The organism is Gemmatimonadota bacterium, from assembly GCA_009838845.1.
Classification (GTDB): Bacteria; Latescibacterota; UBA2968; order UBA2968; family UBA2968; genus VXRD01.
Genome location: VXRD01000102.1, coordinates 35,280 through 48,923, shown reverse-complemented (window position 1 = coordinate 48,923; position 13,644 = coordinate 35,280). Strand labels below are relative to the sequence as shown.

The window sequence follows — 13,644 nt, the reverse complement described above, 5'->3', positions numbered from 1 at the left end:
CATTCCCGCATGGCCCGCGTTGCCTCATCACCTCATACTTTTGGGGAATGACGTCCGCCGCCGATGGGTTTTCTGGATCGTTCTGCTGGCTTTTGCCTCGGGGTTCTTCGGGTCTTGTCTTTTTATTGTCCATTTGGGATATAATTACGCGGGTCAAAATTTAGGGCTGTCGGGTTTTAGCGGGTCCAATATTCGCACGTATGATCGCATGGTTTCCGCTATTGTCGGCGCGGATAAAACGGTTTTTGATCCGGGTAAAATAGCGGTCTGGATTTTTGGGTTTGGGCAAGCGGGTCTGCTTATGCTCCTTCGCAATCGCGTCCCGTGGTGGCCCTTGCATCCCCTGGGTCTGGCTTTTCAGAAGATGTCGGGGTCTCGGGTCTATGCCTTCAGTATTTTTCTGACCTGGGCGTCCAAGCTCATTATTCTGCGCATTGGTGGCATTTCGCTCTATCGGCGCTGTATCCCTTTGTTCTTTGGCCTTGTGATCGGTTATGTCGTCGGTGTGGGGGTGTCTTCTATTGTCGATTTTACCTTTTTTCCGGAAGAAGGGCATTCTGTTCACGGGTGGTAGATCTTATGTCCAATCGCTATCCCATTCCCGCCGAGACATGCCGCGTAGAGGATGAAATTAAGCGTAGTCGATTTATTACTACTCTGGCACATACACCGGCACGAGAAGAGGCTCGAATATTTATCGATCAAATTCGCGCCGAATTTCCAGATGCTTCACACAATTGCTGGGCATTTTTGATCGGGCCGCCAAGCACGACTGGCAATGTGGGGATGAGCGATGATGGAGAGCCGCACGGTACGGCTGGTCGTCCTATGCTGACTGTGCTGACGCATTCGGGTCTCGGCGATGTGGTAGTGGTGGTGACGCGCTATTTTGGCGGGACAAAGTTGGGCAAGGGCGGGCTTGTGCGGGCTTATTCAGGTGGCGTTCAACACGCGCTTGAGAAGGTTCAGTGTACGGAGCGCGTGACGCGCGTCGCTGTTTTGGCGACGATTGACTATGCGGCTTATGAATCTTTCAAGTGGTTGCTTCCGGATTTTGAAGCACGTATTGTCGCTGAAGATTTTGGGGCCGATATTACATGTGAACTGGCTATGCCTGAAGAACAGGTTGGCCCTTTCAAGCAGGCAGTGGGGAATCTCACGAGAGGACAGGCGCAGGTTGAAGAGGTGTGAGGCGCGCATTATGGTTTATCGCGGAGCAAGTTTGGCAAGCGGGTGTTGGGATTGATGCCGATGGCGTGTTTGCCAGTTAAGAGCGCAGTGAGGTCTGCGCCCAGAAATTCGCGTCGCCAACCTGTGTGCAACGGATTATCTGTCGCATTTTTTTGGGAGGAAATGAATTCTTTGACTTCTGATCGCGATGCCACCATTGCGATGTCGATTCCTTCTGATAGACATTGTCCGCGCATAAATGCCATGGCGAGGTCGAGACGCGCATCCTCAAAGGGATCGGGTCGCACAGGTAGCGATATGGGCGGGCAATTTTTTTCGTCGATTGCCAATCCGCGCTGTACAGTGTTGAGGAGGCTATTGCCGTACTGATTTATGGTTGCCCTCGCAATGCCCCGCACTCGTTTTAACGACTGAATTGATTGCGGCTTGCGCCGGGCAATTTGCACGATGGCGTCGTCGCTTATCACGCGATTTCTGGGGCGATCTACCTGTCGCGCTTTTTTTTCGCGCCAGGCGGCCAGTTCGCGCACGATGGCCATATCGCGTCTCGATAGTCGTCCCGTGCCTTTTACGCGCGTATATTGTTCTTCGGGGGCGCGGTCGTCGTACAATTTGGCGATATCGTACTGACGGAGTTCTTCTGCCAGCCAGTTTTCTCGGCCTCGTCGCTGTATGTCGGTCAGGATATGTTCGCGAAGGGCGGGCAAAAAGCGCACGTCATCCAGGGCATATTCGAGTTGTTTGTCCGATAATGGTCGCCTCAACCAGTCTGTGCGCGTTTCTGTTTTGGGTAATTGTATATTGAGACGCATGCGCAATAGATTGCCCAGCGATAGGTTTGAACTCAAACCCGCGAAGCCCGCTGCACAGCGCGTATCGAATATATTGCAGGGGATGGCATCTGTTATCCGTCTTAAAATCCAGAGGTCTTGCTGTGCATCGTGCAAAATTTTCACGGTGTGGGGGTCTGATAATAAGGTCCCCAGAGGCGATAGATCCGATAATGTGACGGCATCTATCAGGTGGCAATCATTTTCTGAAAGTCCCACCTGTATAATGCCCAGGCGCGGATAATAGGTTTGTTCCCAGACAAATTCTGTATCAATGCCCACACAGGGCGCGTCCAGGGCGCGGTTGACAAGGGTTTCGAGTTCGTTGGGTGTATTGATTAGTGGCATGAAAAGACCGTTCTGGTTAATGTGTTGAGATCAAGGTATCATATCACGCGCTTAATATCAAGCACAGAACCTGCACCTTATTATTATAAAGGAGTCTATATGAACCATCGACAATTAGGCAAAGACGGTGCCGACATCCCGGTTATTGGCCTGGGTGCCTGGCCCATTGGCGGCGGTATGGGCAATATGGGCGATAGGGATAGTATTGATACTGTGCGTACTGCTATTGACAGCGGTATTACCCTGCTCGATACTGCACAGGCATATCGCACCAGCGAGGCCACACTGGGCAGAGCGCTCAAAGATGGCTATCGCGAGCGGTGCTTTCTGGCAACGAAAGTCAGTCGTCAATATTCTCGAGGGGATATTGAAAACGCCATTGAAAATAGCCTGCGAAATCTCGATGTCGATTACGTAGATTTGTATCAAATCCACAGTTGGAATCCGCAATATCCCATTGAAGAGAGTATGGAAACTATGGCCCGGCTGCAAGAACAGGGCAAGACGCGCTTTATCGGGGTTTCCAATTTCAATGCGGCACAGATGCAACAAGCGTACGATATTGCCCCATTTCATTCGAATCAGCCGCGCTACAATATGTTTGACCGAAATATTGAAGCCGAGGACCTGGATTTTTGCAGACAAACGGGTATTGGTATTCTCGCGCACAGTCCCCTGGGGAAAGGTTTGCTTACGGGCAAATACGCATCCGGCCACGTCTTTTCCGAAGACGACGAACGCGCGAATTCATCTCGCTTTCAAGGCGATTTATTTGCCCGTTATCTCGCAGTGGCAGATGAGTTACAGTCTGTCGCCGCAGACAAGAATATGACTATGGTCCAACTCGCCATTGCCTGGCTTCTTCGCCGCGAGGAGGTAACATGTGTGCTCGTTGGTGCGAAAAATCCCGATCAGGTCAAAGAACACGTCGGCGCGGCAGATGTCGATTTTTCGGATGATGAATTGGAACGTATTGAAAAAATTTTGCAAGATACGCCGAGTGGCTTTTAGGAGGTTTATTATGATTATTGATCCCCATCTCCACGTGTGGAGCGATGACGAAGAAACTTATCCCTACGGTCCCAGCCGACCGCATGAGGCGGGTTCGGTCGAGCTTTTGTTTGAGACGATGGCGGACGCAGGGGTGGATAAAGCGGTTATTGTTCAGCCGATTCACTATCTTTTTGATAATCGGTATGTTGCCGATTGTATCAAGCAGTATCCGGATAAGCTGGCGGCGCAGGCGCTTGTGGATCCCACGTCGCCCGATGCCGCGGATGAGCTGGAGCGTTTGCACAGGGAAGAGGGTTTTGGCGGGATGCGCATTCATTTGTCGCGTTATGGAGATCCTGCAGGTTTGGCTGCATCTGACAAGGATCCGCTGTGGGCGCGTGCCCGGGATCTGGGCCTGTGTTTCAATCTGTTTGGTGGGGCTGAGGATCACGCGCCTGTTGAACCCATTATTGCCCGTTTTCCCGAGGTCAATGTTGTGGTTGATCACATTGCCGGTATTCCCGTGGGTGAGCCGGATCCCAAACCACTGCTGACCAATTTGCTCAATTGGGGACAATATCCCAATGTTCATGTTAAGATTTCAAATGTGGGACAGCGATCCAATATGCCCTATCCGCATCGCGATACGCACGATATGATCAAGTGCATTTACGATGTGTACGGTCCCGAGCGGCTGATGTGGGGTACGGATTTTCCCCATGTATTCAGGAGTTGTGGGTATAAAGGGTCTCTGGATTTGATACGCGACCACATGTTTTTTAATGACGACGATCTCGAATGGATTTTGTGTAAGACGATTCTCAAACTGTGGTCTTTTGGTGAAGGAGGATGAGAATCTGATGGGATCTCTCCCTCTGAGTATAAAACAAAGAGCCATAACATTCAGGTGTTATGGCTCTTTCTGTTTTTCTGGTTAATCGCTATCCCAGTGCTTCGAGATATTCTTCGCCCCGGTGTTCGCGCAGCCAACTTTTGAGGGGGACGTCGGCTTCTGTGGGTTGCCACCATCCTTTGACGTCTATGCCATCGCCGAGTAGCTGGCGGCGGATGGGGTCGCATTTGCTGAGTATGTTTTCGGGCATGAGGTTGTAATCCAGCCCCCGCAGCCAGCGATAGCTGTAGCCAAAGAATAGCACGCGGCGCGTGACGTCGGATGTGTTAATTCCCCGCCGGTGCCACATTCTGCGGTCAAAGAGGACGGCTGTTCCCGCTTTGACACATACGGGTAATACATCGTATTCTTCGGGTTTTTTGTCCAGTTTATGGCTGCGCGGCACAATTTGCATCGCGCCGTGTTCTGGCGTGTCCACATCGCTTAACCAGTAGCTGATTTTCAGGGATAGACGCGGGTGGGGGCGTTCCATCTCGGGTACAGGGCGCCCGCCGTCTTGATGCCAGCCGCCCTGGTGTATCTTGTCTTTCTTTTGCTCGGGAGGATATACGATCAGATGGGAGATATAGAGCTGGATATTCCATCCCAAAATATCCCATAATAGCGGGAATGTTTTGGGATTATCGAGTAATTCCAGAAAGACATCGTCTTCCACAACAGTTCGGAATTTTTTCAATAATGCATCTGGTTTCAGTCCTTTTGCCTCGCGTTCCCGCGCTTCTACCCGATCGACGGCGTCATTCAATCGCGCGAGCAGGTCGGGTGATAGGGCGTCTTCGACGATCAAATATCCCTCGTCATTAAATTGCCTGAGTTGCGCTTCTGTAGCGCAGTGTTGCAACCATTTTTTTTCGTCCATGGTGTTCTCCTTTGGTGTGTTCACCTGTCTCCTGCACCGTATTGAGGATTCTTCTTCATCCTTCATCCTTCACACTTCCTCCTTCCTCCTTCACCCTTCTCACCCTCGCCTGCTGATCATGATGGTGGCACAGGTGATATTTTGTGCGAGAGCCGGTGCGAGTTGTCCAAATTGTCTGCGGTTTTTATCAATGCGCTCCAATCCCAAAATCGCCAGGTCGTAGTTATTTGCCATATCCGTAATTGCTTCGAGGGGTTTGTTGTGGCGCACGACCAGAGCATCGGCTCTGGTGGGAACTTCTTCATTTGCAAATTGCGTCAGTCTGCGCTGTGCGCGGTCACACTGAAAATCGCTGGCGTGTTCGGGCAATACCTGCAAAAATGTGACTTCGCGTTTGCCCGTGCGGCACAGACTGCCCAGCAAGCGGGCGCGAAATTTGTCGTGGGCACCGAGACTTCGCGTGGGTACCAGTACGCGATGTACGTTCTTTAAGTGCCAGCCCGGTGGCGCGTGCAATACCACGACATCACATGATACAGAACTGATGAGTTCTTCCAGATGGACACTGTTGACGTCGCTCAAACCCAATAATAAGCTCTCGCAGCGGTGTACGCGGGAGACCCGCACAATTTCGGGCCAGGGTTGTGGCGCGATGGTCATCAGTGCTTCGGGTGCCATTCCAGCGGCAAACGAGGCTGTTACGGCTTCTCTGAGTACTGTCTGTGTGTCGCGCAAGGTATGAGGTGGTTCTTCCTCGCGCCATCCCTCTTCTGGGGTAGCCACTACGGATAATAACAATACGCGCCCTACGCCTGGCGGTGCGAGCGCGTGGGCAACTGCGACCATGGCAGAGGCATTTTGAGGATTGGCCACGGGTACGAGGACCAGGGGGCTGCGACCGCGCATTTGGAGCAGTTGTGGGTCGAGGGCTTCGGCAGAGGCATCGACAACGCGTGCGCGGCGCGCCAATAATGCCCAATACAATAATCCGCCCAGTCCCAGCCATACCGCCGAGATCAAGCCAGCGGTTGGCACGGATATGGCCTGAAAGAGTGCCAATCCAGCGCAGCACAGACCGCCTGTAACGGGAATGAGCGGAAATAATGGCGTGTGGAATGGTGCGGGTGTGCGCCGTCGCGTTCGGGCCAGGATGCTGGTCCAGTGCGTCATGGCAAAAGAGATGAGGAAGATCAAACTGGCCGCAGCGCCAGCAGCCGCTACATCTGGTACGACCATCAGCAGGGTTGCCATTGTTAGAGCACTGACACAGATTGCGGTTATGGGCGTTTTATGGCGAATGTGTACTTCGCCAATGGGTGCGGGAAGGGTGCGGTCTTGCGCCATGGTGAGGGCTACGCGGGAAGCCGCGAGCAAATTGGCCTGTAGTGCCGATAGCATGGACAAGATGGCGGCGATCAGCACGAGCCAGAAACCCAGGTCACCTAAAAAATGTCGCGCCGCGAGAGCCACTACCACTTCGGGATGGTTGGCACTCAGGCCACCTATGGTCTGTCCAGGTGGGACACCCACAGTCGCGATAACAAAGAGCAGGGGCAGATAGACGCCCAGAGCCGCTGCGAGAGACAAGAGCATGGCCCGCGGCAATGTGCGTTCGGGGGTGCGTACTTCGCCGGCAACGGCGGCGATGAGATCAAAACCCTGAAGGGCGATAAAGGTGTATCCCATGGCTTGAAAAAATCCCGTTGTTCCATGGGTGAGAAATGGCGTCAAGCTGGCGTGTATGGCCCCCAGGCTGCGGCCCGTGAGTGCCCATAGACCGCCGCCGATAAGCACCGCAAAGACGATCATTTTTGCAAAGTTGATCCAGTTGTCCCCGCCCCCGCTCGTGCGAATGAGGCCGAAGGTATAATAGGCTGTTGCGCCTATGGCCAGTGTTGCGACCATCGCCTGTCCAAGAAGCCATTCTGGTGCGACGCCAAAGAGAAGACGCACACATTCTTGTAGTGCTATGGCAGCATAGGATGCAAACCCCATTGCGTAGAGTACGCCAGCGACGATGGATGCAAACCAGCCCACCCATCCAAAAGCGAAAGCCGCGCGTACGGATAATACGTTTTTGGCAAATGTATAGGTGCCGCCGGACTGGGGAAATGCGGTTGACATCTCGGCAAAGCTCAATGCAGTCAGTACGGCAATTACACCATTGGCCGCGAAGACGAGCAGTGTCGCCGGTCCAGTGGTCGCATAGGCCACGCCTGCAAGCGCGAGTATGCCGCCTCCGACGATGGCGCCAATGCCCACGCCCGTAGCACCTGCCAGACCTATGGAACGTTCTATGGTTCCCTGTTTGTTCATTGTTTTATTGTGAGGCTTTGGGAAAGTCTCCTGGCTGGTGGAATTTACCGTTTTCGTTCTGGACGAATTCGGGGGGAAATGCGGTGCATATTTGGCCGCTTTTCATGCCCCAGCGGTGTAGCGGACGCATGCGCCCGGCGTTGATTTTCGGGTTTGTCCACACGCCCGCTATGGCTATGCGGCTGTTTGGACTGGGGTTTGGCGGGCTGTAATGCCACAGGCTGCTGTGCCAGCAGACCACGTCGCCCGGGTTGAGTTCGATGTGTTCTGTGCCGCATTGTTCTATGCGCGTTTTTACGAGGTCGCGGGGCAGTTCACCGTGGATGCTGTCTTCGTACAGGACATGTTGTACTATCTCACCTTTGTGACTGCCCGGGACAAATTGCATACACCCATTTTCGCGGGTTGCCGGGTCGAGTGCCATCCAGGCATTAAAGGGTTCGGTTTCTCCGTCGCGCCAGAGGCCGTTGTCCTGGTGCCAGGGTGTTGCACTGCCCGTTTTGGCGGGTTTTACAAATACGCTGTTGAATTTGACGATGATGTCGTTGTCCAAAAAATATCGCGCCATGGCGAGCATCTCTCGTCCGGTGTGAAATGTATGCCAGATGAGGGGGGATTCGACGCAGAAGTTGCCCAATTTTCGAAATCTCAAGGCGCGCGCTTCGGGGGTGTCGCCCATGGGGTCCATGGGATCTGCATTGGGGTTGCCACTTGGCTCGGGTTTGAGCAGTTCGTTTTTTATGACGCCGCGCATGTCAAAAGCAGTGTCTTCTGGTACGACGTTGCGCTCGATAAAGAATCCCTTTTCTTCCCATTGGTGTTTTTGTTCGTCGGTGGGTTTCCAATTATTCATGGTATCGATCTCCTTTATGTAGAATACAAATAATCCGACATTTCTGAGTTTGTCAAGTTTTTAGAATTGTCAGGCTATGGATTTTGGGGTTTACAGGGGTGGGGTGATCCGTTAAATTGCTTTTAAACTTAAACATGGAGGTGCGTTATGTTGATTGCTACGTCGCGAACAGTACATGCGGGTTTTGAGGAGCAGGACGCTCCTGTGCAGATTTTGGAAGGCGATGTTGCCGCGCTTGCCAAAGGCGAAGTTTATCGCGTTATTGCCCTCAAGAGTGGCGATTTGTTTGTGTGTACCGAAACGGGGTCCCAGACGGTTGCTACGGATATTGAGCAGGATATCGAGTGTTTGATTATTGTTGACGAAGAACCCCTGCGCTTGCTTATCGGTACGGGCGAGTCCCATATTTATTGTTATGATGATGGGAAGACGCATCGGGTTGAGTCTTTTGACCAGTTGCCGGTGCGCGAGAAATGGTACACGCCCTGGGGTGGTCCGCCAGATGTGCGCAGTTTTGCCAGGACAACAGATGGCTGGATTTATGCCGATATTCACGTGGGTAGTATTATGCGCTCGGCAGATTGCGGTGAGACCTGGGAGCCTGTGACGCCGGATTTGCACGATGATGTGCATCAGGTGGCTACTTCGCCCCGGGATGACGACCGCGTATATGCGAATACGGCGCGTGCGGTGTTTGTGAGCGATGACCGCGGGAGGTCGTGGTCCCACCGGTCTGAGGGTTTTCCCTATTATTATGGTCGCGCTATTGCCGTGCATCCCGATGATCCAGATTGTGTGCTGGCTACGGTGAGCAAGGGTCCCCACGGAGAGGCTTCAGGTCAGCTTTACCGCTCAGATGATGCGGGGAGTACATGGGAACACGTCACCGAGGGATTTCCAGGAACGGTTCCGCACAATATCGATACGTTTCATATTGCGTTTTCAAAGGATGGGTGTGCATGGGCGGCTGTGGATAAGACGCTTTATACGAGTGAGGATCGAGGTAAATCATGGGTGAGTGTATGGGAGGCACAGGAGAAGATAAGGATGATTGCGTAAAATGACGGAAGGAGAAATACATGCCAGCGGTTCAAGAACTTCAAGCTGATGTTGCCCAACTCTCACCAGATGAACTGGCTCGTTTTAGAGCGTGGTTCGAGGAATTTGACGCAAAAGTATGGGATAAACAGATTGAGGAAGATGTTAAGCTGGGCAAATTGGATCACCTTGCGAATCAAGCTATTGCTGATTTTCGTGCGGGAAATGTTAGAGAGGTATGAGACATTTTACAAAATCTTTTAGGAGTATTCATGGCACATCATAACTTTAGCCCCACGCATTACCATACGACCATCGGGTCTCACGAACCTGTTCTTACCATTGAAAGTGGTGATACGCTTTCGACGACGACGGTTTGTGCGGGTGGGAGGGATATGACGAGTGAGCAAGTGACCGAGGGCGGCAATCCCCAGACGGGTCCTTTTTATATTGAGGGTGCTGAGCCGGGGGATTCGATTTCGGTTGTGTTTGATTATTTGATGCCCAATCGGTCCCATGGCTATACGTCTGCGAGCGTTGCGCCCAATGTGCTCGATCCGGGTTATGTGCCCAAATTTGAGGATGATATTTCGCGGGTTTTATGGGAGATTGATTTTGAGAATCGCACGGCACGCCCGGTAGAGGTTTCTCACAACCGCGATCATACCACGCCCGGTTATGGCAGTCCCGCTACTCGTCCATTGAGGGATCTAATTTTGCCACTTAATCCGCATCCCGGATGTTTTGGGGTTGCACCGCCGCGGGGTCAGGCGATTTCGACTGCGACGTCATCCACGCACGGTGGGAATATGGATTACAAGCGTTTCAACGAGGGCACGACGGTTTATTTGCCGGTTTTTGTCGAGGGCGCGCTTTTTCACATTGGCGATGGGCACGCGCTTCAGGGCGATGGCGAAATTGTGGGTACGGGTGTTGAAATTTCTTTTGATGTCCGTTTTTCGGTTCATCTGCACAAGGGCAAGACGATTAACTGGCCGCGGGGTGAGAATGAGACGCATATTTTTACGGTGGGCAATGCCCGTCCGCTCGATCAGTGCGTGGAGCACGCGACTACTGAAATGATCCGCTGGCTTGTGTCGGATTTTGGGCTGGATGAGCGCACCGTGCATGTGTTGTTGGGCGAGGCCGTTGAATACGATATGGGCAATATGTACGATCCCGCTTATACTTTTGTTTGCAAAATTCCCAAGCAAGTTCTCGAAACCCTGGGCGCGACCCGCGCGTAGTATGCGATGAAAAAATCTCACTGGATTATTTCCCCATCTGTCGATTTGTGCTGTATTTCGCTCGGATGGCTGGTCTTTTTTGCCGCTCCTTATCTGCTCCCTGACCTCAGTGAGACATTCCGTCTCATTGCGGTTACGTCATTTGTTGCCCACCGGTATTTCACTTTTCCTCTCGTTTATCTCGATCGCATTGAATTTGAACGTCGGCGGTTGATTTATCTCATTACCCCGGTGCTGTGTCTGGGGTTTGTCGCCTTGTGTTATTATTTTCGGGTTGAAGAGCCCGAGATGTTCGCTTTCTGGTATCTTTTCAATTATTTCCATTTTGTTCGCCAAAAGTACGGCATTTTGCGGATTTATTCCGGCAAGGGACAATGGGGGCACAAACAGCTCGATGCCTGGACTTCGTATCTCTGGGGCATTGCGGGTTTTGGGTATCTGTTTGCGTTTCAGGCCGATGTCGAAGGTCGCGTTATGCATTATTTGCATACGCTTATCGGGACGCCACTTCCCCAGGTGGGGGCGCAAGGGATATATGTCGCAGCTATTGCTGTTACTATTGCATGGCTTATTTACGAGTTTCGGGGCGCGCAGATTAACTGGCCCAAATTGCTTTTTTTTGCTTCGGTCGCGTTCATGTATGGCGTTGTGCCCATTTTATCTGCAGACGCGCTTTTTATTGCGACCAGCTTTAGCCATGCCGCGGAATATATCGCCCTTGTCGCGCTTACGGTTCACAATAAGGCAAAACTCGATGCGTTTGCGTCGCCTGTGCTGACGCGAGCGGGGAAGCGTATTGTGCCCTATACTGCGGGTTTTATTGTTGTGGTTAGCGGTTTGTTATATGGCCTCAAGTTTCTTTCTCTTCCGATTTTTCTCGTTTTTACGTATGGCACGTCGTTTATGCATTTTATTTACGATGGCATGATCTGGAAGTTGCGTCGCCCCCGGGTTGCGCGGGAGGTTGGCGCGGCGATGAGCGATGGACGATGAGCGATGGACGATGAGCAGAAACGCCATTTGAAGGATATCGACCGCACGGCTGTCTGGCATCCGTTTACGCAGATGCGGGATTATGCGGATGAGGACCCTGTTATTATTTCGCACGGCGATGGTGTTTATCTCGTAGATATCGACGGCAATCGCTATCTGGATGGCTTTTCGTCTATGTGGTGCAATGTGCTCGGGCATCGCGTTGCGGAGATTGACGGGGCTATTCGCGCGCAACTCGACCGCGTGGCGCACAGTACGCTGTTGGGTTTGTCCAATATTCCGGCTGTTCAACTTGCGGAGAAGTTGGTGCAGATCGCGCCGCGGGGTCTCAGTCGGGTTTTTTTTTCGGATAGTGGCGCGACTGCGGTTGAAGTTGCGGTTAAGATGGCGTTTCAATACTGGCAGCAGCGGGCACATCCGCGTCGGGAGAAGGACTCTTTTTTGCATCTGACGGAGAGCTATCACGGGGATACGATTGGTGCGGTGAGCGTGGGGGGAGTTGCGCATTTTCACCATGTGTATCGGCCCCTGCTTTTTTCTTCTGTTTCTGCGCCCGTTCCGCATCCCTACCGATGTGAATACTGCAATGGGGCGTGTGACAAGGCGTGCTTTGATACCCTGGAGAAGATTATTGCCGAACACGCGGACCGCCTCGCGGCTTTTATCGTGGAACCGCTCGTGCAGGGCGCGGGGGGTATGCTTATGCATCCGCCGGGTTTTCTCAAACATGCGGCTGAGTTGTGCGACAAATACGATGTGCTTCTGATTGCGGATGAGGTCGCTACGGGTTTTGGTCGCACTGGGAAGATGTTTGCCTGTGAACACGAAGATGTTGCGCCGGATTTGCTCTGTCTGGGCAAGGGGCTTACCGGGGGGTATCTTCCGGTGGCGGCTACGCTTGCGACGGATGAGATTTACAATGCGTTTTTGGGCGATTATGCGGAGATGAAGACGTTTTTTCACGGGCATACTTATACGGGCAATCCGCTCGGTTGCGCGGCTGCGCTGGCGACGATAGAAAAATTTGAGACAGATCGCACACTGGAGAATTTGGAATATAAGATCGCGTATCTCGAGGAGCAGTTGCAGCGGTTCAGGGATTTGGTACATGTGGGGGATGTTCGTCAGAGAGGCTTTATTGTTGCTGTTGAGCTGGTGTTGGATCAGGCAAATAAAACGCCGTATCCGTTTGAGGACCGTATAGGTCATCGCGTGTGCGATGTTGCCCGGGAAAATGGGCTTCTTATTCGCCCGCTGGTCAATACGATTGTTCTTATGCCTCCTTATGCTATTTCCAAAGGTGAGATAGATCAGATGATAGATGTTGTTTGCGATGCGATTCGGGTTGTTACAGAAGGGGATATGAGGTGATGCGGGGGATTTTTGTGACGGGTACGGATACGGAGATTGGCAAGACGGCGATTACAGCCGGGTTGGCTGCGGTGCTGAAGAAACGAGGTATCGATGCAGGGGTTATGAAGCCGATTTCTGCGGGTGGTCGCGCGGATGCAGAGTTGTTGAGACGGGCTGCAAGTTCTGACCAGTCTCTGGATATTATCAATCCGATTTTCTTGCGCGATCCGCTTTCGCCGAATATTGCGGCTGCGCGGGAAGAGAGGGTGCTCGATCTGGCACCTGTTTTTGACGCTTTTGATCGTATTTCGAAAGTTCATGATTATTTGCTCGTCGAAGGTGTGGGTGGTCTTCTGGTGCCGATTGCGGATGATTTTCTGGTGGCAGATCTCGCTGCGCATTTCGATTTGCCTCTTCTTATTGTGGCTCGCGCAGCTCTGGGTACGATTAATCATACGTTGCTTACGATTGAGGCAGCGGAGGCACGCGGTCTTCAGATTAATGGTGTGATCTACAATACGCTGTCGCCGGGGGGACCAGATGTGTCGGCGCAGATGAGTCCAGAGGTTGTGACGCGCATTTCCGGGGTTCCGTCGGCGGGTACTGTCCCTTATGATCAGGATGTCGATGTGGATGCGATTTGCCTGGGGGGGATGGCGGCGTTGGTTGAGGCGCATGTTGATCTGGGTTTGATTTTGGGTGAGTAAAGA

14 protein-coding genes are annotated in these 13,644 nt (G+C 52.5%); 10 read left to right on the top strand and 4 right to left on the bottom strand.

All coding sequences use genetic code 11. The features are described from left to right. Positions 1-40 precede the first annotated feature (40 nt). A complete protein-coding gene (locus F4Y39_12920) occupies positions 41-574 on the top strand; it encodes a hypothetical protein (protein ID MYC14624.1) in 534 nt (177 codons plus the stop codon). Between the two features lie 5 nt (positions 575-579). Continuing rightward, positions 580-1,191: a YigZ family protein gene (locus tag F4Y39_12915; GenBank protein ID MYC14623.1), complete on the top strand. Its 612-nt coding sequence runs from the start codon at positions 580-582 to the stop codon at positions 1,189-1,191. Positions 1,192-1,199: 8 nt separating this feature from the next. Here F4Y39_12915 and rnd read toward each other — a convergent pair whose 3' ends face one another. Beyond that, entirely contained in the window at positions 1,200-2,369 is a 1,170-nt protein-coding gene (gene rnd / locus F4Y39_12910) for a ribonuclease D (protein ID MYC14622.1), read from the bottom strand. Between the two features lie 99 nt (positions 2,370-2,468). On the opposite strand from rnd, the gene F4Y39_12905 reads away from it, so the two are divergent. Beyond that, entirely contained in the window at positions 2,469-3,380 is a 912-nt protein-coding gene (locus tag F4Y39_12905; protein ID MYC14621.1) for an aldo/keto reductase, read from the top strand. Further along, the gene (locus F4Y39_12900) at positions 3,310-4,215 is read left to right on the top strand and encodes an amidohydrolase (GenBank protein ID MYC14620.1); all 906 of its coding nucleotides are present in this window, start codon (positions 3,310-3,312) and stop codon (positions 4,213-4,215) included. The genes F4Y39_12905 and F4Y39_12900 overlap by 71 nt, the downstream gene beginning before the upstream one ends. A gap of 88 nt (positions 4,216-4,303) precedes the next feature. Here F4Y39_12900 and F4Y39_12895 read toward each other — a convergent pair whose 3' ends face one another. From F4Y39_12895 to F4Y39_12885, 3 genes are all read right to left on the bottom strand, one after another. After that, the gene (locus tag F4Y39_12895; GenBank protein MYC14619.1) at positions 4,304-5,134 is read right to left on the bottom strand and encodes a phytanoyl-CoA dioxygenase; all 831 of its coding nucleotides are present in this window, start codon (positions 5,132-5,134) and stop codon (positions 4,304-4,306) included. 99 nt (positions 5,135-5,233) lie between these two features. Beyond that, positions 5,234-7,450, bottom strand: coding sequence for an amino acid permease (locus F4Y39_12890; GenBank protein ID MYC14618.1), 2,217 nt, complete (start codon positions 7,448-7,450; stop codon positions 5,234-5,236). A 4-nt stretch (positions 7,451-7,454) separates the two neighbouring features. Continuing rightward, positions 7,455-8,303, bottom strand: coding sequence for a phytanoyl-CoA dioxygenase family protein (locus F4Y39_12885; protein MYC14617.1), 849 nt, complete (start codon positions 8,301-8,303; stop codon positions 7,455-7,457). Between the two features lie 147 nt (positions 8,304-8,450). Here F4Y39_12885 and F4Y39_12880 point away from each other — a divergent pair, with 147 nt between their 5' ends. Genes F4Y39_12880 through bioD form a run of 6 tightly spaced genes read left to right on the top strand, consistent with a single transcriptional unit; the run spans position 8,451 to position 13,641 of the window. Further along, positions 8,451-9,362, top strand: coding sequence for a hypothetical protein (locus tag F4Y39_12880; GenBank protein ID MYC14616.1), 912 nt, complete (start codon positions 8,451-8,453; stop codon positions 9,360-9,362). A 20-nt stretch (positions 9,363-9,382) separates the two neighbouring features. After that, positions 9,383-9,583 (top strand): hypothetical protein, encoded by a 201-nt coding sequence (locus tag F4Y39_12875; protein MYC14615.1) that lies wholly within the window; start codon positions 9,383-9,385, stop codon positions 9,581-9,583. 30 nt (positions 9,584-9,613) lie between these two features. Next, entirely contained in the window at positions 9,614-10,588 is a 975-nt protein-coding gene (locus tag F4Y39_12870; protein ID MYC14614.1) for an acetamidase, read from the top strand. 6 nt (positions 10,589-10,594) lie between these two features. Next, the gene (locus F4Y39_12865; protein MYC14613.1) at positions 10,595-11,581 is read left to right on the top strand and encodes a hypothetical protein; all 987 of its coding nucleotides are present in this window, start codon (positions 10,595-10,597) and stop codon (positions 11,579-11,581) included. A gap of 3 nt (positions 11,582-11,584) precedes the next feature. Beyond that, positions 11,585-12,952, top strand: coding sequence for an adenosylmethionine--8-amino-7-oxononanoate transaminase (bioA, locus tag F4Y39_12860; GenBank protein ID MYC14612.1), 1,368 nt, complete (start codon positions 11,585-11,587; stop codon positions 12,950-12,952). After that, positions 12,949-13,641: a dethiobiotin synthase gene (gene bioD / locus F4Y39_12855; protein ID MYC14611.1), complete on the top strand. Its 693-nt coding sequence runs from the start codon at positions 12,949-12,951 to the stop codon at positions 13,639-13,641. The genes bioA and bioD overlap by 4 nt, the downstream gene beginning before the upstream one ends. Positions 13,642-13,644: the final 3 nt, after the last annotated feature.